Genomic DNA, 18142 nt, shown 5'->3' on the forward strand with positions numbered 1-18142 from the left:
GGCCGTGTTGCGTTGCGCGAATGGCAGCGGCTTTGGCATGATCCTTTCACGGCGCGGTCCCTGCAAGGTCCGCGCGATCAAGATCTGGGAGGATCCATGACCATGAAACCCCTTCTGGCGGCGTCGACCGCCGTGATGCTGGCCGGGCCGGTTCTGGCCGAGCCGCAGGCCGAAGTGCTGCACTGGTGGACCTCGGGCGGCGAAGCGCGTTCCGTCGCGGTGCTGCAAGAGCAGTTCGCGGCCGAGGGCGGCACCTGGACCGACATGCCCGTGGCGGGCGGGGGCGGCGACGCGGCGATGACCGCGCTGCGCGCCCGCGTGCTGTCGGGCAATGCGCCGACCGCCGTGCAGCTGAAAGGCCCCGCCATCCAGGAATGGTACGAGGAGACCGGGCTGGCCGATATCGGCGCGGTCGCCGAGGAAAACGGCTGGGAGGCCGTCCTGCCCGCGCGCATCGCCGAGCACATGCAATGCGAAGGCCACTGGTGCGCCGCGCCGGTGAACGTCCATCGCGTGAACTGGATCTGGGGCAACAAGCAGATCCTGGACGAACATGGCATCGCCATGCCGACCACGTGGGAGGAGTTCAACGCCGCTGCCGAGGCGCTGAAAGCGGCGGGCGTGACGCCCCTGGCCCATGGCGGGCAGAACTGGCAGGATGCGACGGTGTTCGAGACCGTCGTGCTGGGCCTGGGCGGGCCGGAATTCTACCAGCAGGCGCTGGTCGACCTGGATCCCGAGGCGCTGACCTCGGACACCATGAAGCAGGTCTTCGACCAGATGCGGGTGATCCGCGGCTATGTGGACGACAATTTCTCGGGGCGCGACTGGAACCTTGCGACCGCGATGGTGATGAACGGCGAGGCCGCCTTCCAGATCATGGGCGACTGGGCCAAGGGCGAGTTCCTGGCCGCCGGCAAGCAGCCGGGCGTGGATTTCGTCTGCGCCGAAACGCCCGGCGGCGGCTTCCTGTACAATGTCGACAGCTTCGCCTTCTTCAATGTCGATGGCGATGACCGCCAGCAGGGGCAGGCGCTGCTGGCCCGGCTGATCATGGGTGAGGATTTCCAGAAGACCTTCAACCTCAACAAGGGCTCGATTCCCGCGCGTACCGACGTGCCGCTGGACGAGTTCGACGATTGCGCCCGGCAATCGGCCGAGGCGATGAAGGCGGGCGCCGAAGACGGCTCCTTGCTGCCCTCCTATGCGCATGGCATGGCGCTGCGCGGCGGGCCCGCCGGGGCGATCACCGACGTGGTGACGGCGCATTTCAACAGCGACATGACCTCGGACGAGGCCGTGGAGCAGCTGGCCAACGCCGTCGCGAGCGCGATGTAAGGCCGACGGCCCCGTCCCCGGCAGCAGGTCCGGGGACGGGGTTTCCTTTCTGGGGGAAATCGGGAAATGGAATGGCTTGAACGCAACGTGCCCAAGCTGGTCTTGGCGCCGTCCTTCGTAGCGATTCTGGTGTTCGTCTATGGCTTCATCGCCTGGACCGCCTGGATCAGCCTGACACGCTCGCGCCTGATGCCACGCTATGAATTCGAGGGGATCGGGCAATACGAGCGCCTGTTCGCCGCGCCGCGCTGGGACGTGGCGATGCACAACCTCTTCGTCTTTGGCGGCTTGTTCATCGTGATCTCGATGGTGATCGGGCTGATGCTGGCGATCTTTCTGGACCAGAGGATCCGCGCCGAGGGCGTGTTGCGCACCGTCTACCTCTACCCGATGGCGCTGTCGCTGATCGTGACGGGAACGGCGTGGAAATGGATCCTGAACCCCGGCCTGGGCATTCAGGCCACCGTGCGGGGCTGGGGGTTCGAGAATTTCACCTTCGACTGGCTGATCCGGCCCGAGATGGCGATCTATACCATCGTGCTGGCCGCCGTCTGGCAGGCCTCGGGCTTCGTGATGGCGCTGTTCCTGGCCGGGCTGCGCTCGGTCGATACCGAGATCATCCGCGCCGCGCAGGTCGACGGCATCCCGACGCACCGCATCTATTCCGCGATCATCATCCCGACCATGGCGCCGATCTTCCTGTCGGCCTTCATCGTGCTGGCGCATCTGGCGATCAAGGCCTTCGACCTGGTGATCGCGCTGACCAATGGCGGCCCCGGCTACGCGACCGACCTGCCCGCGACCTATATGTATGCGATGGCCTTCTCGCGCGGCGATCTGGGCCAGGCGGCGGCCAGCGCGATGGTCATGATGATGGTGATCTTCGCCATCGTCGTTCCCTATCTCTACAGCGAATTGAGGCCCCGCCGTGACCAGTAACACCATGCTGCGCTGGGGCCTTTACGCGGTCCTGGTCCTGTTCGCGCTGTTCTACCTGATGCCGCTGTTCGTGATGCTGACCACATCGCTGAAAAGCCTCGAGGAAATCCGCACCGGCAGCCTCTTGTCGCTGCCGCGCGAACTGACCTTCGCCCCCTGGGCCGAGGCCTGGTCCAGCGCCTGCGCGGGCACGCAATGCCAGGGTCTGCGGCCTTTCTTCTGGAACTCGGTGCTGATGGCGGTGCCCGCGGTGGCGATCTCGACCGTCGTCGGTGCGCTGAACGGCTATGTCTTCGCGCAATGGCGCTTCCGGGGCGCGAACCTGTTCTTCGCGGCGATCCTGTTCGGCTGCTTCATCCCGTTTCAGGTCGTGCTGCTGCCGATGGCGCAGATGCTGGGGCTGATGGGCATCGCGGGGACGATTCCGGGGCTGATCTTCGTCCATGTGATCTATGGGATCGGCTTCACCACGCTGTTCTTCCGCAATTACTACGTCACCATCCCGCTGGAACTGGTGCGCGCGGCCAAGGTGGACGGGGCGGGCTTTTTTCGGATCTTCTTCGCGATCTTCCTGCCGCTGTCGCTGCCGATCATCACCGTCTCGGTCATCTGGCAGTTCACGCAGATCTGGAACGACTTCCTGTTCGGCGTCAGCTTCAGCGGGCCGGGCAGCCAGCCGGTCACGGTCGCGCTGAACAACATCGTCAACTCCACAACCGGCGTGAAAGCCTACAACGTGGACATGGCCGCCGCGATCATCGCCGCCGCGCCCACGTTGCTGGTCTATGTGATCGCCGGGAAATACTTCATCCGCGGCCTGACCGCCGGCAGCGTGAAAGGGTAAGCCATGCCGATCCTCGAAATCGACCATCTGCAGAAAGCCTATGGCGAAACGCATATCCTGCACGACATCAATATCAGCATGGAGCCGGGCGATTTCCTGGTCCTGGTCGGCCCCTCGGGCTGCGGCAAGTCGACCCTGCTGAACTGCATCGCCGGGCTGGAGCCGATCACCGGCGGCACCATCCGCATCGGCGGGGGCGACGTGACCGGCGTGTCGCCCAAGGACCGCGACATCGCCATGGTGTTCCAGTCCTACGCGCTTTACCCGACGATGAGCGTGGCCAGGAACATCACCTTCGGGATGCAGGTGCGCGGCGTGGACAAGGCGACGCAGGCCGCCAAGCTGGCCGAGGTCGCCCGGCAATTGCAGATCGAGCCGCTTTTGGCCCGCAAGCCCGGCCAGCTGTCCGGAGGGCAGCGCCAGCGGGTGGCGATGGGCCGGGCGCTGGTGCGCGACCCCAAGCTGTTCCTGTTCGATGAGCCGCTGTCGAATCTGGACGCCAAGCTGCGCGTCTCGATGCGGACCGAGATCAAGAAGCTGCACCAGGATCTGAACGCCAGCATCGTCTATGTCACCCATGACCAGATCGAGGCGATGACGCTGGCCACCAAGATCGTCGTGATGAAAGGCGGCGTGATCCAGCAGATCGGCACCCCGGCGGAAATCTACAACCGCCCGGCCAATATGTTCGTGGCCGATTTCATGGGCAGCCCGGCGATGAACCTGATCCCGGCGCAGGTGCGTTCCGAGGGTGGCCAGACCCGCATCGAGATCGCGCGCGAGGGCGCGGCGCCGCTGGTCATCACCGACCCGGTGGCCCGCGAGCTTCCGTCCCAGATCGTCCTGGGCGTCCGCCCCGAGGATATCCACGAGGCCACCGGCAGCGCCCATCTGCCGAGGCTGGCACAGGGCGCGGGCGGCGACGTGATGATCGAGATCGTCGAGCCTGCGGGCGCGGATACCTTTGCCGTCACCCATCTGGGCGGCAAGCCGGTCACGGCGCGGCTGCGCGCGGAAAGCGCGGTCCGGGCGCGGGCGCTGTTTCCGCTGGCCTTCGACCTTTCGAAAGTGTCCTATTTCTCGCCCGAGAGCGGAGAGCGGTTGAACTAGGCCAAGGACGATCGCGCTGCCCCGGCGCCTTTCTGCCGGCCGGGCCGAGGATGCGTCCCTGCCGACCGTTCTGATCTATGGTCACGGCGAGGTGGTGACCGGCGTGCCGGAAAAATGGCCCGCCGGCCTGCCGCCGTTCCGGATGACCGAGCGCGACGGGTGCTGGCATGGCCGCGGCACCGCCGACACCAAGGGCCGGCACTCGGTGAATTTCACCGCGCGCAAGGTGGTCCTTGCCGTCAACGGCAAGCTGGGCTTCGACCTGAAAGGCCTGATGTTCCTTACCCCAAGATCGTTCATCCGCGCCGACAGGAAGATGCGCCCGGCGACCGCAAGCCGCGCCCCGCCCTGTCGGCGCGAGCCGGCCCTCAACGCTCCGCCGCCCCGTCGTAAAGCCCGGCGAAACGGTCGCGCAGCAGGTTCTTCTGCACCTTGCCCATGGTGTTGCGCGGCAGCTCGTCCACGAACAGCACGCGCTTGGGCTGCTTGAACTTCGCCAGCCGTCCCTCCAGCGGGGCCAGCACATCGGCCTCGGTCAGGGCGGGGCTGCCGGTCGGGACCACCACCGCCGTCACGCCCTCGCCGAAATCGCGATGCGGCAGGCCGATGACGGCGGATTCGACCACGCCGGGCAGCGCGTCGATCTCGGTCTCGATCTCCTTGGGATAGACGTTGTAGCCGCCGGTGATGATCAGATCCTTGCCGCGGCCGACGATGTGCAGATAGCCGCGCTCGTCGAATTTCCCCAGGTCGCCGGTGATGAAGAAGCCGTTGTCGCGCAGTTCGGCGGCGGTCTTTTCCGGCATGCGCCAATAGCCCTTGAACACGTTCGGGCCGCGCACCTCGATCATGCCGATCTCGCCCCGCGGCAGTTCGGCGCCGGTCTCGGGGTCGGTCACGACGATCTCGGTGCCGGGCAGCGGCAGGCCGACGGTGCCGGCGATGCGCTCGCCGTCATAGGGGTTCGAGGCGTTCATGTTCGTCTCGGTCATGCCGTAGCGTTCCAGGATCGCATGGCCGGTGCGGGCCTGCCATTCGCGATGCGTCTCGGCCAGCAGCGGCGCCGAACCCGAGACGAACAGCCGCATGGTCGCGGTGGTTTCGGCGTTCAGCATGTCGTCCTGAAGCAGGCGGACGTAGAAGGTCGGCACGCCCATCAGCACGGTGGCGCGGGCCATCGCCTCGAAGATCCGGTCGACGTCGAATTTCGGCAGGAAGATCATCGAGGCGCCCGAGAACAGCACCACGTTGGTGGCGACGAACAGGCCGTGGGTGTGAAAGATCGGCAGGGCGTGGATCAGCACGTCCTGCGCGGTAAAGCGCCAGGCCTCGCGCAGCACCTGGGCATTCGAGACCAGATTGCCATGGGTCAGCATCGCGCCCTTGGAGCGGCCGGTGGTGCCCGAGGTGTAAAGCAGCGCGGCCAGGTCGCCGCTGTCGCGGGCCACGGTGGCAAAGGTTTCGGGGGCGGCATCGGCGGCGTCGGTCAGGCTGCCCCGCCCCTCGGCATCCAGCGTGACCATGCGGGCGCCGGCGGCCTCGGTGGGCGCGCGCAGCGCCTCTTGCCGGGCGGGGTCGCAGACAAAGACCCGCGGCTCGGCATCGCCCAGGAAATAGCCGATCTCGGCGGGGGTATAGCCGGTGTTCAGCGGCAGGAACACCGCGCCTGCCCGCAGGGTGGCGAGATAGAGGATGATCGCCTGCACCGATTTCTCGACCTGCACCGCCACCCGGTCGCCGGGCTGGACGCCAAAGGCCGCCAGCGCATTGGCCATGCGGCCGCTGCGGGCGATCAGGTCGGCGTAGCGGATGCGCTCGCCGGCCTGCGTCTCGATGGCCACGGCCTCGGGGTCGGTGATGCCGGCGGCGAGAAGGTCGAACAGATTGTCACTCATGCGTTGTCCCCGTGATTCATGGGTTGGAGGCCGGCAGCGCGCGCTTGACGCTGTCCGATGCGGCGATGGCGCTGCGTTCGGCGAAGGCTTCGTGGTTCGCCTCGATCCGGTCGAGATCGTAGAGATAGTTCACCATCAGCCCATGCGACTGCTTCAGCCCGTTGGCCGAGACATCGCCCAAAAAGTTCAGCCGTTCCAGCCGGGCGCCGTTGCCCAGGTGGAAGCGCGCCACCGGATCGACGATGCGGCCCTTGCCGTCGCGGGCGCGCAGGAAATAGGCCGCGGCGGCGGCCAGAAGCGGCGGGCGCAGGCTTTCGGCCTTGGCCGGATCCTTGTGCCAGCCGGGATCGTCCAGCAGGGCGAAGGCCAGGCGCTGGTCGGCGTCGATCAGTTCCGACATCGCGTCCTTGCACTGCCCGGCCAGCCAGGCGGCAAAGCCCGGCACCGGCGACAGCGTGACGAAGCTGCGGATGTTGGGCAGTTCCGCCTTGAGTTCCTCGACCACCTGCTTGATCAGGAAATTGCCGAAGGACACCCCGGCCAGCCCGCGCTGGGTGTTCGAGATGGAATAGAACACCGCGGTGCTGGCGCGCTCCGCTTCGATCGGCTGGCGGTCGAGGTCGAGCAGCCCGGCGACATTGTCCGGGATCTCCTTGGTCAGCGCCACCTCGACGAAGATCAGCGGCTCATCCACCAGCTGCGGGTGAAAGAAGCCGTAGCAGCGCCTATCGGTCGGCTGCAGGCGGTTGCGCAGGTCGTCCCAGTTCTGGATGGCATGCACCGCCTCGTAGCGGATGATCTTTTCCAGGATGCTGGCGGGTGTGTTCCAGTCGATATGACGCAGCACGAGAAACCCCCTGTTGAACCAGGACGCGAAGAGATGCGCGAAATCGCCGTCCACCCGGCGCAGCGCGGGGTTGCCCTTCAGATGGCGCAGCAGCTCCTCGCGCATCCGCACCAGCGCCGCCGTGCCGCCGGGCGCCAGGTTCAGGCGGCGGAACAGCTCCTGCCGGCGCGGCTCGGCGGCGTCGTGCAGCGCCTCGATGGCCCGCCCGTCCTCGGGGTCGCGCTGCACCGCCTCCAGCGCCGCGCGGACCGCCGCCGGATCGGGACCGAAACGGTCGGCAAGGTTTTGCAGGAAGGCCAGCCGCGTCGCCTCATCGGCATCCTCGAAGGCGGCGAGCAGACCCTGGGCGATGGCCACCCCCGAGGCCTCGCCCCGCCGCGACAGCAGCGCCTCGCCCAGCTCGCACAGGTCGGGCGCCTCGGGGGCGGTGCCGGCGCCGCGCCGCCCCAAAAGGCGGCGGCCGCGCTCTGTCAGCACCTCGAACAGCTCGCCCAGAAAGGCCGGGCGTCCGGGGCGCGGGGTCTCGACGGTCTTGATCATTTCGGGCCTCCGAAAAGCGGGTGGCCTGCCGGGATCACCCCGGCAGCACGACGAAGATCAGCCACAGCACGACCGGGGCGACCAGCGTCACCAGCGCGCCATAGCTCAGCAGTCTGCGGAAAAACACCTGGCGGTCCACCCCGCGCGCATTGGCCAGAACCAGGGCGCCGTTGGTCGAGAAGGGGCTGACATCGACGATGGTCGAGGCGACGGCCATGCCGGCGATGAAGCCGATGGCGCCGACGCCGGTATCGCCCTGCAGGAAGGGCACCGCCAGCGGGATCAGCGAGCCCAGCACCGCCGTGGACGAGGCGAAGGCCGAGACCACGGCGCCGATCAGGAACAGCATCAGCGCCGCCAGCAAGGGCGAGGCCATGCCCGCCACGCTGTCGCCGACGAAATCGATGGTGCCCATGTGCTCCAGCACCGCGACATAGGTGGAAACCCCGGTGATCAGCATGATCTCGGGCCAGGCGACCTGGGCCATGGCGCGCCTCTGCATGGTCGGATCCCACAGCGCCAGGGCCAGGCCGATGGTCAGCGAGACGAAGCCGATGTCGAGATTGAAGGCCAGCACCAGCACCGCCAGCAACGCCAGCCCGGCCAGCGTCACGATCTGATAGAGCGTGCCGTCGGGCTGGTCGCCCTCCTCGACCTCGGCGACGAGACGGTTCGATTCCCCGCCTCCCTCCTCGCCGATGCGGCGGCTCAGCGCCTCGGCCTCGCTGTCGCCGAAGATCTGCGGGCCGGTGGCGGGGCGGGCAATCTCGACATGCGGCACCGCGACCGGCTCGATCCGGTCCTGCCGCGCCTGCATCAGCTTGCGCCCGCCCAGCATCATGAACAGCAAAAGCGCCACCGCCGCGTTGACGAAGAAGCTGGCGGCAAAGGTGGTCATGGGCGACAACGGCAGCCCGGCCTTGGCCACCACGCCATTGGTGATGCCGCCATAGATGCTGATCGGCGAAAAGCCCCCGGCCTGGGCGCCATGCACCACCATCAGGCCCATCAGCAGCGGCGAGATCTGGTAGCGGAAGGCAAAGCCCAGCGCGATGGGCGCCACGATGGCGACGGCGCCGGGGCTGACTGCACCCACCGCGGTCAGGACGGCCGAGATGCCGAACATGATCCACGGGATCGCGCCGATGCGGCCCTTGACGGCGCGCACGGCCATGCGCACCAGCCAGTCGATGGTGCCATTGTTCTGCGCCAGCGCGAACAGCCAGGTGATGCCGACCAGCGTCAGGAACAGGCCGCTGGGAAAGCCGGCGATGATTTCCTTGGCGGCCTGCCCGGCCAGCAGGGTGCCGACCAGGAAGGCGCCGACATAGGCCAGCACGCCCATGTTGATTGGCCAGATGGTGGCGACGACGAACATCGCCGCCAGCGCGTAGATCGAAAACAGATGCGGGGTCATGCGCGGCTCCTCTCCATGCAAACCTCCTTGCGCCGGCGAACCGGCGGCCGATTCCCGCGCCCTCCTCCGGCGCGCGAATCCTCACCGGGCTGTTATACGTTTCTTGTTGCTTGTTGTATATATCAAATCCGAAGATGGATAAATGCCGGGAAACTGCTTATCTTTCGGGCAAGGAGCAGAAGGAGGCTTTCCATGGCGACGATCCCCAACACGCTGCGCATCCGCAACGCGCTGGAAAACGCCATCGTGGAAGGCAAGTATCCGCCCGGCGCCCGGCTGGATCCCGAGGCGCTGGAGCGGGAGTTCGAGGTTTCGCGCACCCCGATCCGCGAGGCGCTGCACCAGCTCGAGGCCTCGGGCCTGGTCCGGGTGGTGCCCAAGCGCGGCACTTTCGTCACCGAATGGAGCGCCAGCGAACTGGCCGAACGCTTCGAGGTCATGGCCGAGATCGAGGCGACCTGCGGCCGACTGGCCGCCCGCCGCATCACCGAGGCGGAACTGGCCGATTTCGAGGCCGTTCACGAGATCTGCCGCCGACTGGCCGAGGCCGGCGAGGTCGAGGCCTATTATGCCCGCAATTCGGATTTCCACCATTGCATCTATCGTGCGACCCATAATGCCTTTCTGGCGCAGGAGGCGGCGCGGCTGCATGCCATGCTGCAACCCTATCGCCGCATGCAGCTCAAGGTGCGCAACCGGATGATGCGGTCCTTCGCCGAACATGACGCGGTGGTGGCGCGCATCCGAGCCGGCGACGGCGAGGGCGCGGCCAAGGCGCTGCGCAACCATGTGATCGTGCAGGGCGACCGCTTCCACGACCTGATCGCGGCCTTGCGGCAAGGGCGGGGCTGAACGGGCGGGCACCGGTCATCGGAAAACCCCACCGGCGGATCGCCGCGACGCGACGGGATAATGGGTCATGGACCGCCCGGCGGGCTGGTTGCCCATATCGGGGCGAAGGCGACCGGGCGGCCGCGATCACCGGCCGGACAGTGGACCTTGCGGGCCCGCCACCGTGCGAACGGCCGACCGCTGCCAGCCGCCCTCCCTTTGCCAAGCCGGCCGCCGGGCGGCGTGCTTTCCCATGCGCCGCCCCTGGCGCTGCGATCTTCTCGAACAGGCGCTGGCAGATGCGGTGCGGCAACCCGCGATTGCAGCGATCATGGGGCGTGACCGGCAGTCCCCAGGCTGCCGGAACATCGCGCCGGCGGCGCCCGGTCCGGGGGATATGCGGAATGCCGGAAATCGCTGCCCGGTCATCGACTTGCGACATGCCCGCCGCGGCAAGAACCCGCAGACATGGAGCATTTGTCGCGAACCACCAGCAAGACATGCCGGCTCTCGGCCTAGCCGTCCTGGATCCGCAGCACGCGCGCCGGGCGCACCGACAGCGGCCGCAGCGCAAAGGCGATGCCGGCCAGCATGACGGCCGCCACCCCGCCCAGCACGATCGCCACCGCCGAGACCGGCTCGAACACGTAGCGCGCCTCCATCACGAAGGTGATCACCGCCCAGCCCGCGAGCCCTCCGGCAAGGATCGCCACAAGGCCCGCCGCAGCCCCCATCAGCGCCGAGCGCAGCGCGAAGGAGGCAAGGATGCGTCCCCGCGTCGCGCCCAGCGTGCGCAGGACCGCCGCCTCGAAGACCCGCGCCCGCTCGCCCGCCGCGGCGGCGCCGATCAGCACCATGAACCCGGTCACGAGCGTCGCCCCCGCCGCCCATGCCGCTGCCGAGGCAATGGCGCCGAGCGCGTCGGTCACGCGGTCCACCGCGTCGCGCACCCGGATCGCGGTCACGTTCGGGAAGGCGCGCGCCAGGTCACGCAGGATGCGGCCCTCGGCCTCGGTCCCGGCATAGACCGTGGCGATATGGGTATGGGGCGCGCCGCTGAGCGCGTTCGGGCTCATCGACATGACGAAGCCGAGGCCGCCGGTCGAGAAATCGACCGCGCGGAAGCTGGTGATCCGGGCCTCGATGTCGCGGCCCAGGATGTTCACCGTGATCCGGTCGCCAAGCGCCAGCCCCAGCTCCGCGGCCTCCTCGGCCCCGAACGAGACCTGCGGCGGACCGTCGTAGCCCTGGGGCCACCAGGTGCCGGCTGTGACCGTGGTGCCCTCGGGCGGCGTTTCGGAATAGGTGACGCCGCGATCGCCACGCAGCACCCAGTGGTCGCCCGCGACCTCGGCGGCGGGCCGGCCGTTGATGCGGGTCAGGATGCCGCGCAGCATCGGCGCGCTTTCCACCCGCTCCACGCCGGGATCGGCGTCCAGCCGGGCGTTGAACGCCGCCATCTGGTCGTTCTGGATGTCGAGGAAGAAATAGGCCGGCGCGCGGGCGGGCAGGTCGCGGTCGATGGCGGCGCGCAGGTTGGCCTCGATCTGCCCCACGCTGGCCAGCACCGCAAGCCCCAGGCCCAGCGAGAGAATGACCGAGGTGGTTTCCTGCCCCGGCCCGCCGATGGCCGATAGCGCCAGCCGCAGCGCCGGCCGCCCGCGCAGGGCGGGCCGGCGCGCCAGGAACCGCGCCGCGCGGCGCACCAGCAGGGCCGACAGGACCAGCACGCCCAAGGCCGCCACGATGCCGAACGCCGCCCCCAGCGCCAGCCGCGGCACGCCGGAAAACAGCACCGCACCGCCGATCAGCACCGCGGCAAGCATGGCGGACACCGCCCACCATATTGGCCGGGGCCAGCCTTGCGCCGCACCCGCCGCCTCGCGGTAAAGCGCCGCCGCCCTAATGCGCGCGGTGCGCGCCAGCGGCCAGAGCGTGAAGAGCAGCGCGGTCGCGATGCCGTAGAACGCCGCCTCGGCCAGCGGCGCGGGCCAGGGCGCAAAGACCGCCGGCACCGGCAGCAGGCGCGCGATCATCGGCGCAAGCGCCAGCGGGACGGCCGCGCCAAGGACCAGCCCCGCGCCGACCCCCAGGGCGGTCAGCGCCGCGATCTGGAACAGATAGGTCAGGAACACCACCCTTTGGTCGGCGCCCAGGGTGCGCAGCGTGGCGATGGTGGCCGTCTTGCCCGCCAGATAGGCGCGGATCGCCGCCGAGACGCCGACCCCGCCCACCGCCAGGCCGGCCAGCCCCACGATCACCAGGAAGGCCCCGATCCGGTCCACGAAGCGTTCGATCCCCGGCGCGGCGCGGCGGCTGTCGCGCCAGCGCAGGCCGGTATCGGGAAAGGCGGCCATCGCCTCTTGCCGCAGGGCGGACAGATCGGTGCCCGGCGGCAAGAGCAGGCGGTATTGCGTGTCAAACAGCGTGCCCGGCCCGATCAGCCCCGAATCCGCCAGCGCCGGGCTGGCGACCAGCGTGCGCGGGCCAAGGCCGAAACCGCCCGAGGCGCTGTCGGGCTCGGCCATCAGCACCGCTGCCAGGCGAAAGGATTGCAGGCCCAGCCGGAAGGTGTCGCCGATGCCAAGGCCCAGCCGGTCGACCAGTACCCGGTCCATCACCGCGCCGGGCAAGCCGTCCCTGCCGGCCAGCGCCTGATCGAGCGGCATCGGCGGGTCAAGCTCGACCGTGCCGACCAGCGGATAGGCACCGTCCACGGCCTTCACCTGGGTCAGGCCATGCTCGGCCGCGTCGCCCTCGCCGGCGACGGCCATCGAGCGGAAATCGATCACCTCGGAGATGCGCAGCGCCACGCGGTCCATGAAGGCGCGCTCGGCCTCGGAGGCATGGCGATAGGTGAACTGCATCTGCGCATCGCCGCCCAGCAGAACCCTGCCCTGCTCGGCCAGCCCCGCCTGGATCGAGGCGCGCACGATGCCCACCGCCGCGATGGCCGCGACGCCCAGGATCAGGCAGGCCAGGAAGATGCGAAAGCCGCGCAATCCGCCGCGCAGCTCGCGCCGGGTAAGGCGCAGGGCCGTGCGGGCGCTCATGGCCGGACCGCGCGGGCGGCGGCGGTTTGCGCGGGGCCTCGGCCGCGAGCCGGCATCCGCGCCGGGCGGCAAGGGGATGCGGCCGTCATTCCGCCGCCCTCTGCCCTGCCGCCTCGCCCTCGATCCGGCCGTCGGCCAGATGCACCACCCGGTCGCAGCGCGCCGCGAGTTCGGGCGCATGGGTGACAAGGATCAGCGTCGCGCCGTGCCGGTCGCGCAGCCCGAACAGCAGGTCCATGATCGCCCTGCCGTTCTTGCCGTCCAGGTTGCCGGTCGGCTCGTCGGCCAACAGGATCGCGGGCCGCGTCACCGCGGCGCGGGCCAGGGCCACGCGCTGCTGCTCGCCCCCCGACAACTGCGCGGGATAATGCCCGGCGCGCTTTTCCAGCCCCACGGCAGCCAGTTCGGCGGCCGCGCGTTCGAAAGCGTCCCGCGCGCCCATCAGTTCCAGCGGCACGGCGACGTTTTCCAGCGCCGTCATCGTCGGGATGAGGTGGAAGGACTGGAAGACCACGCCCATATTCCCCCTGCGGAACCGGGCAAGCGCATCTTCGCCCAGGGCCGTCAGATCGCAACCCAGCGCCCGGACGCTGCCCCCCGTGGCCCGTTCGAGCCCGCCCATGAGCATGAGGAGAGAGGACTTGCCCGAACCGGACGGACCCACCAGCCCCAATGTCTCGCCCCGCGCCACGTCCAGGGTGATGCCTCTCAGGATGTCCACCGGCCCGGCGTTTCCCATCAACGTGAGCCGCGCTTCGCGCAGCGAAACCACCGGCTCCGTCATCGCCCGTCCTTCACCTGACCGTCCTGCCTGGGGATATGGGGCCGGGCGGGATTTCCGCAACCGCATGATGGCTACGATGTCCGCGGTTTTCATCGGCCTGGCCATGCTGGCGCTGCCGGCGGCGGCAGGGCCGCTGCAGCTGGTGGCCCTGGGCGACAGCCTGACGCAGGGCTACGGCCTGCCGCCGGACCAGGGCTTCGTGCCGCAGCTGGAGGCCTGGCTGCGGGCCGAGGGGCGCGAGGTGACGGTGCTGAACGCCGGGGTCTCGGGCGACACCACCGCGGGCGGGCGGGCACGGGTCGGCTGGGCGCTGGCCGACGGGGCGGATGCGATGATCCTGGCCCTGGGCGGCAACGACCTTTTGCGCGGCATCCTGCCCGAGGTCAGCCGCGCCAATCTGGACGCCATCCTGGCCGAGGCGGCCGCGCAGGAGGTGCCGGTGCTGCTGGTGGGCATGGAGGCGCCGGGCAATTACGGCCCCGAATACCGCAGGGCCTTCGATGCCATCTACCCGGAGCTTGCACGGGCGCATGATGTGCCGCTGGCGGGCAGCTTCCTTGCGCCGCTGCTGGAAGGCACGGGCGATCCCGCGGGTCTGGGCGCCTATCTGCAACCCGACGGCCTGCATCCGAATGCCGAGGGCGTGGCGCGGATCGTCGAGGGCCTCGGCCCCGAGGTGCTGCGGTTCCTGGATGGTATCGAAGGGAAGGAATGACATCGGCGCAAGGGGTGCAGGGCAGGATCCGCACCGGCTTACCCGCCCGCGGAGGTTCCGGCATTGCCCCGGCGCCCTGCCCATGCGGACCACCAGCGCCGCGCCCAGATCCGCCTCCGAGATCCGGCGATCGCGCAAGGGGCGGCCCGTGGCCGGTCCTCGCCATGCATCCAGGTATCGGGAAAGGCGCCGATCCCGCCCTTTTGCAGCCGATTCATGCGCTCGGCGTTCGGGGCCGCCCCTTGCGGTCGCGTCCAGCCTGACCACACCGCGGCCGCAGCCCGGCATCGGTCCTCGCCGGAGGCGCAAGGGGCGCGGCAGGGCGGCCAGCCCTGCTGCCGCAGGCCGATCCCGGTCGCCCGGTTGCGGTCTGCATGCCTCTGGCGGAGGCGGGAAAACCCGCGGCCTCCTTCAGCCATCCGATCACCCGCAGCCGCGCCGGTCGGGGCCATCCGCAGCCGCCAGCAAATCGGCCAGCGCCCCGCTCAGCCCAAACGCGCGCCCTATCCTCGGGTTCCGGCATCCGGCGCGGCGCGGCCATGGCGCTCAGCCCATCCGGTAGCCGGGGGTGGATTCGGAAAGCGCGCGTTCCTCCTCGTCCATGTCCTCGGGGATATCCTGGAACAGCGGTGTGGAGAGATAGCGCTCGCCGGTATCGGGCAGCATGGCAAGGATCACCGTACCGGGCGCGGCCTTTTCGGCGATGCCCATGGCGGCGGCAAAGGTCGCGCCGCCCGAGATGCCGGTCAGGATCCCCTCGCGCGCGGCCAGCTTTTTCGCCCAGGCGATACCCTCCGCGCCGGGCACCGTGACCAGCTCGTCATAGCCGCCCTTGTCCAGCGCCTCCTGCAACACGAAGGGGATGAAATCCGGGGTCCAACCCTGGATCGGATGCGGCTCGAAGGCCGGATGGCTGACCGCCGGCGCGTCCGCCGCACCCCGCTCCTGCGCGATGCCGCTGGAGACCAGGGCGGCATTGGCCGGCTCGGCCAGCACGATCCTGGTCTCGGGCCGCTCCTTGCGCAGGACGCGGGCAAGGCCGGTCACGGTGCCGCCCGTGCCATAGCCCGTCACCACGCAGTCGAGCCTGCGCCCGGCGAAATCGCCCAGGATCTCGCGCGCCGTGGTCGCCTCGTGGATGTCGGCATTGGCCGCGGTCTCGAACTGGCGGGCCAGGAACCAGCCGTGTTCCCGCGCCAGTTCCACGGCCTTGTTGTACATTCCCGTGCCCTTATCGGCGCGGGGCGTCAGCACCACCTTGGCCCCCAGCAGCCGCATCAGCCGCCGCCGCTCGACCGAAAAGCTGTCGGCCATGGTGACGACCAGCGGATAGCCCTTTTGCGCGCAGACCATGGCCAGCCCGATGCCGGTGTTGCCGCTGGTCGCCTCGACCACCGTCTGCCCCGGCTGCAAGGCGCCCGAGCGTTCCGCCGCCTCGATGATGTTCAGCGCCAGCCGGTCCTTGACCGAGGCGGCGGGGTTGAAGAACTCCGCCTTGACGTAGAGATCCACCCCTTGGGGCGCCAGGTTGTTGACGCGGATCACCGGCGTGTCGCCCACCGTGTCCAGGATGCTGTCATAGAGCCGCCCGCGACCGGCGGTCGTCCTTGTGCCTTGCGTCGTCATGGTCCAATTCCCTTGGTTGCAGATGAAGCGGTGATGGTCCGCCGGCGATCGCGATGCCTGGTCGAACCATGAAGAACTCGTGCAGGATCCCCGCGGTGGGCTGGCGCATGATCGGCATCTTCGGCGACTTCAAGCCGGATGACCAGAAATTCGAGCGGCAGCAGGGCCGAGTTGGCGCATGCCGCGGCCGCGGATCAGCCGCCCTTGCCCGTCTCGTCCAGGATCAGGGCATCGGGCCGCAGGATGCGCAGGTATTTCCGCCCCGATTCGATGATGCCCGCGCGGCTGAGCTTGGCCAGCACGCGGCTGACCGCCTCGCGGTTGGCGCCGATCATGTTCGCCATCTCGGCATGGGTCGGCGGATCGGGCACGCGGCACCCCGGCTCAAGCCCGCCATGCTCCAGCGAGACGCGGAGCAGATAGGCGCGCAGCCGTTCCTCGACATCCAGCGAGGTCAGCTCGTGTACCCGTTCGGTCAGGTCGTGGATCCGCCGGACCAGCCCGCGCAGCACCGCCTGCCGGACGAGCGGCTGCGTATCCACCAGCCCGATCAGCAGCGGGCCGGGCATCTCCAGCAGGACGCAGGCCGTGCGCGCGTAAAGCGACAGCGAACGCGGCGTCCCCGACAGCACCGACAGCTCGCCGAAGGCGCTGCCGGAGGCGATCTCGCTATAGACGATCTCGCGCCCGCTCGGCGTCCATTGCACGGCCAGGACGCTTCCCGACAGGACAAAAAGCACGGAGCTGCCGGGATCGCCCCGTTCAAGGATCAGCTGGCCGCGGGCGACATGGCGGCGGCGCGAGCCGGCCTCGATTCCGGCCAGAACCTCGCCCGGCAGCCCGGCGAACCACGGCAACTCGGCCAAATCCAGAATCTTCTTCATCCTTTCCCCATACCATTCAATCGTTTGCCTGCGCGGGGCCGGCTTTGTGCGCCCGCGCACAGAACCGCGGCGACGGCTGTGGCAGGATCCGGGTCAACTCCAGCAACCAAAGGGCGTGTTTCATGTCGAACAGACATTCCGCACCATGTATTGCCAAGGAACCGCTGGCCGCGGCCGCCGGCCTGCTGCGTCAACTGACCATGGCTGCCCTGCATGTGCAGGTGCGCGCCCGTTTTCAGGGCGATCCGCCGCAGATCGTCGCCAACCGGGCCGGGATCATGGCCCATGCGGCTGTCGATGGTCAGGCCAGCCTGCGCGCGATGTCGCATTATTGCCTCGAACAGTTGCTGCCGCGCGTCCAGTCGATGATGATTCAGGTCGAGGAGGCCGCCGAACGGGCCGCCGCGCTGGCCGAAACGTCGGCGGCCGATCTCGTGCCGCAGTTGAACGGCATCGCCGCCAATCTGGAGCAGGCGCGCGGGTCATTGCGCGGCCGCGCCCGTTCGCCGCACAACAGCGCCGGGATGATCCGGCTGAGCGAGCAGCGGCTCTGGGGCGCGCTGGCGGTCGAGCTGCAGCGGCTCGAAGGCGCCGATGGCCCGATGATCTGCGCCTGCGCCCGGATCGAGCCCGCCGCGTTCGAGCTTGCCGCGGCGATCGAGGCGTTCCTGGAACGGGGCGACGGCATCGCGCTGGCGCAACGCCACGACCTGGCGCAAATCCTGGTCCGGCTGGAAAACCAGGCGGCGGCGACCCTGCTGTCGCGTGACGAGATCGCCCGGCAGCTTGGCCCGATGGCCGGCCGCCTGCCGCAGCTGGTCGGGCTGCTGGCCGGGCTGTCCCAGGAATACCGGCCGCTGCGCGAGGCCGCGCCACAGATCGCCATGGCCCTGTCCATTGCGACCCAGACCGCCACCCAGTCCCGCGTGACCCAGCGGCTGGAACAGGCGATGCAGGATCTGTGCCGGCTGCTGGGCGGGCTTGTCACCGACTACCGGGCCCTGGCCCGATCCGCGCAGCGCCCGCGGGGCATCGCGGCCGCGCGGCAACTGATCGCCGCCGAGGCGCCGCTGTGGCACGCGGCGGCAAAGGTGCTTGCCGACCCGCCGGCCCTGGTTCCCGATACCCCGGCCGCTTGTTCCGTGGCCCGGATCGAGGGCCGTGCCGGCCTGCACGGCCAGGCAATGGTCAGGGCCTGACGGGTCCGGCCCAGCTTCCGTGGAAATTTCAGAGCATTTAACCATTTTCTCGTTCTAACGTATCTCTGAAAGAAGGGTCAGGATCATGCCGATCCTGACCCGCATTCCTTCGGATTGTCC

The 18142-nt window shown here is 69.0% G+C and carries 14 protein-coding genes; 7 read left to right on the forward strand and 7 right to left on the reverse strand.

Going from position 1 to position 18142, the window contains the following annotated elements; all coding sequences use genetic code 11:
• Positions 1 to 96: 96 nt before the first annotated feature.
• The 4 genes from ESD82_RS20585 to ESD82_RS20600 all read left to right on the forward strand — a co-directional run bounded on the left by ESD82_RS20585 (position 97) and on the right by ESD82_RS20600 (position 4231).
• On the forward strand, positions 97 to 1338 hold the full coding sequence (locus ESD82_RS20585) for an ABC transporter substrate-binding protein (RefSeq protein WP_024844197.1): 1242 nt from the start codon (positions 97 to 99) through the stop codon (positions 1336 to 1338).
• 66 nt (positions 1339 to 1404) lie between these two features.
• The gene (locus tag ESD82_RS20590; protein ID WP_024844198.1) at positions 1405 to 2277 is read left to right on the forward strand and encodes a carbohydrate ABC transporter permease; all 873 of its coding nucleotides are present in this window, start codon (positions 1405 to 1407) and stop codon (positions 2275 to 2277) included.
• Between the two features lie 4 nt (positions 2278 to 2281).
• A complete protein-coding gene (locus ESD82_RS20595; RefSeq protein ID WP_024844199.1) occupies positions 2282 to 3121 on the forward strand; it encodes a carbohydrate ABC transporter permease in 840 nt (279 codons plus the stop codon).
• A 3-nt stretch (positions 3122 to 3124) separates the two neighbouring features.
• On the forward strand, positions 3125 to 4231 hold the full coding sequence (locus ESD82_RS20600) for an ABC transporter ATP-binding protein (protein WP_024844200.1): 1107 nt from the start codon (positions 3125 to 3127) through the stop codon (positions 4229 to 4231).
• Positions 4232 to 4599: 368 nt separating this feature from the next.
• Here the strand turns inward: ESD82_RS20600 and ESD82_RS20610 are convergent, their stop codons facing one another.
• From ESD82_RS20610 to ESD82_RS20620, 3 genes are read right to left on the reverse strand one after another with little or no spacing between them, the layout of a single operon-like run.
• Positions 4600 to 6126 (reverse strand): malonate--CoA ligase, encoded by a 1527-nt coding sequence (locus ESD82_RS20610; RefSeq protein ID WP_024844201.1) that lies wholly within the window; start codon positions 6124 to 6126, stop codon positions 4600 to 4602.
• A gap of 16 nt (positions 6127 to 6142) precedes the next feature.
• Positions 6143 to 7513 carry a malonyl-CoA decarboxylase gene (locus tag ESD82_RS20615; protein ID WP_024844202.1) on the reverse strand — a complete coding sequence of 457 codons (1371 nt, stop codon included), beginning with the start codon at positions 7511 to 7513 and terminating at the stop codon, positions 6143 to 6145.
• 34 nt (positions 7514 to 7547) lie between these two features.
• Positions 7548 to 8930: an SLC13 family permease gene (locus tag ESD82_RS20620; protein WP_024844203.1), complete on the reverse strand. Its 1383-nt coding sequence runs from the start codon at positions 8928 to 8930 to the stop codon at positions 7548 to 7550.
• A 192-nt stretch (positions 8931 to 9122) separates the two neighbouring features.
• On the opposite strand from ESD82_RS20620, the gene ESD82_RS20625 reads away from it, so the two are divergent.
• Entirely contained in the window at positions 9123 to 9782 is a 660-nt protein-coding gene (locus ESD82_RS20625) for a GntR family transcriptional regulator (RefSeq protein ID WP_024844204.1), read from the forward strand.
• A gap of 494 nt (positions 9783 to 10276) precedes the next feature.
• Here ESD82_RS20625 and ESD82_RS20630 read toward each other — a convergent pair whose 3' ends face one another.
• Complete coding sequence (locus ESD82_RS20630) at positions 10277 to 12814, reverse strand: ABC transporter permease (RefSeq protein ID WP_147427493.1); 2538 nt, start codon at positions 12812 to 12814, stop codon at positions 10277 to 10279.
• 85 nt (positions 12815 to 12899) lie between these two features.
• Positions 12900 to 13598 (reverse strand): ABC transporter ATP-binding protein, encoded by a 699-nt coding sequence (locus tag ESD82_RS20635; RefSeq protein ID WP_024844206.1) that lies wholly within the window; start codon positions 13596 to 13598, stop codon positions 12900 to 12902.
• A gap of 76 nt (positions 13599 to 13674) precedes the next feature.
• Between ESD82_RS20635 and ESD82_RS20640 the strand changes: the two genes are divergently transcribed.
• Complete coding sequence (locus ESD82_RS20640) at positions 13675 to 14313, forward strand: arylesterase (RefSeq protein WP_244314560.1); 639 nt, start codon at positions 13675 to 13677, stop codon at positions 14311 to 14313.
• Positions 14314 to 14859: 546 nt separating this feature from the next.
• Here ESD82_RS20640 and ESD82_RS20645 read toward each other — a convergent pair.
• Positions 14860 to 15939 carry a PLP-dependent cysteine synthase family protein gene (locus ESD82_RS20645; protein ID WP_024844208.1) on the reverse strand — a complete coding sequence of 360 codons (1080 nt, stop codon included), beginning with the start codon at positions 15937 to 15939 and terminating at the stop codon, positions 14860 to 14862.
• A gap of 194 nt (positions 15940 to 16133) precedes the next feature.
• On the reverse strand, positions 16134 to 16823 hold the full coding sequence (locus ESD82_RS20650) for a Crp/Fnr family transcriptional regulator (protein ID WP_024844209.1): 690 nt from the start codon (positions 16821 to 16823) through the stop codon (positions 16134 to 16136).
• A 122-nt stretch (positions 16824 to 16945) separates the two neighbouring features.
• On the opposite strand from ESD82_RS20650, the gene ESD82_RS20655 reads away from it, so the two are divergent.
• Positions 16946 to 18022: a hypothetical protein gene (locus ESD82_RS20655; protein WP_024844210.1), complete on the forward strand. Its 1077-nt coding sequence runs from the start codon at positions 16946 to 16948 to the stop codon at positions 18020 to 18022.
• The last annotated feature ends 120 nt before the right edge of the window (positions 18023 to 18142 follow it).

This window comes from Paracoccus pantotrophus (assembly GCF_008824185.1).
In the GTDB taxonomy this organism is placed as follows: Bacteria; Pseudomonadota; Alphaproteobacteria; order Rhodobacterales; family Rhodobacteraceae; genus Paracoccus; species Paracoccus pantotrophus.

Excerpts from the sequence above, each read along its gene's own strand:
- ESD82_RS20585 (WP_024844197.1), top strand. The coding sequence starts at position 97 with ATGACCATGAAACCCCTTCTGGCGGCGTCGACCGCCGTGATGCTGGCC.
- ESD82_RS20590 (WP_024844198.1), top strand. The coding sequence starts at position 1,405 with ATGGAATGGCTTGAACGCAACGTGCCCAAGCTGGTCTTGGCGCCGTCC.
- ESD82_RS20595 (WP_024844199.1), top strand. The coding sequence starts at position 2,282 with ATGCTGCGCTGGGGCCTTTACGCGGTCCTGGTCCTGTTCGCGCTGTTC.
- ESD82_RS20600 (WP_024844200.1), top strand. The coding sequence starts at position 3,125 with ATGCCGATCCTCGAAATCGACCATCTGCAGAAAGCCTATGGCGAAACG.
- ESD82_RS20610 (WP_024844201.1), bottom strand. The coding sequence starts at position 6,126 with ATGAGTGACAATCTGTTCGACCTTCTCGCCGCCGGCATCACCGACCCC.
- ESD82_RS20615 (WP_024844202.1), bottom strand. The coding sequence starts at position 7,513 with ATGATCAAGACCGTCGAGACCCCGCGCCCCGGACGCCCGGCCTTTCTG.
- ESD82_RS20620 (WP_024844203.1), bottom strand. The coding sequence starts at position 8,930 with ATGACCCCGCATCTGTTTTCGATCTACGCGCTGGCGGCGATGTTCGTC.
- ESD82_RS20625 (WP_024844204.1), top strand. The coding sequence starts at position 9,123 with ATGGCGACGATCCCCAACACGCTGCGCATCCGCAACGCGCTGGAAAAC.
- ESD82_RS20630 (WP_147427493.1), bottom strand. The coding sequence starts at position 12,814 with ATGAGCGCCCGCACGGCCCTGCGCCTTACCCGGCGCGAGCTGCGCGGC.
- ESD82_RS20635 (WP_024844206.1), bottom strand. The coding sequence starts at position 13,598 with ATGACGGAGCCGGTGGTTTCGCTGCGCGAAGCGCGGCTCACGTTGATG.
- ESD82_RS20640 (WP_244314560.1), top strand. The coding sequence starts at position 13,675 with ATGTCCGCGGTTTTCATCGGCCTGGCCATGCTGGCGCTGCCGGCGGCG.
- ESD82_RS20645 (WP_024844208.1), bottom strand. The coding sequence starts at position 15,939 with ATGACGACGCAAGGCACAAGGACGACCGCCGGTCGCGGGCGGCTCTAT.
- ESD82_RS20650 (WP_024844209.1), bottom strand. The coding sequence starts at position 16,823 with ATGAAGAAGATTCTGGATTTGGCCGAGTTGCCGTGGTTCGCCGGGCTG.
- ESD82_RS20655 (WP_024844210.1), top strand. The coding sequence starts at position 16,946 with ATGTCGAACAGACATTCCGCACCATGTATTGCCAAGGAACCGCTGGCC.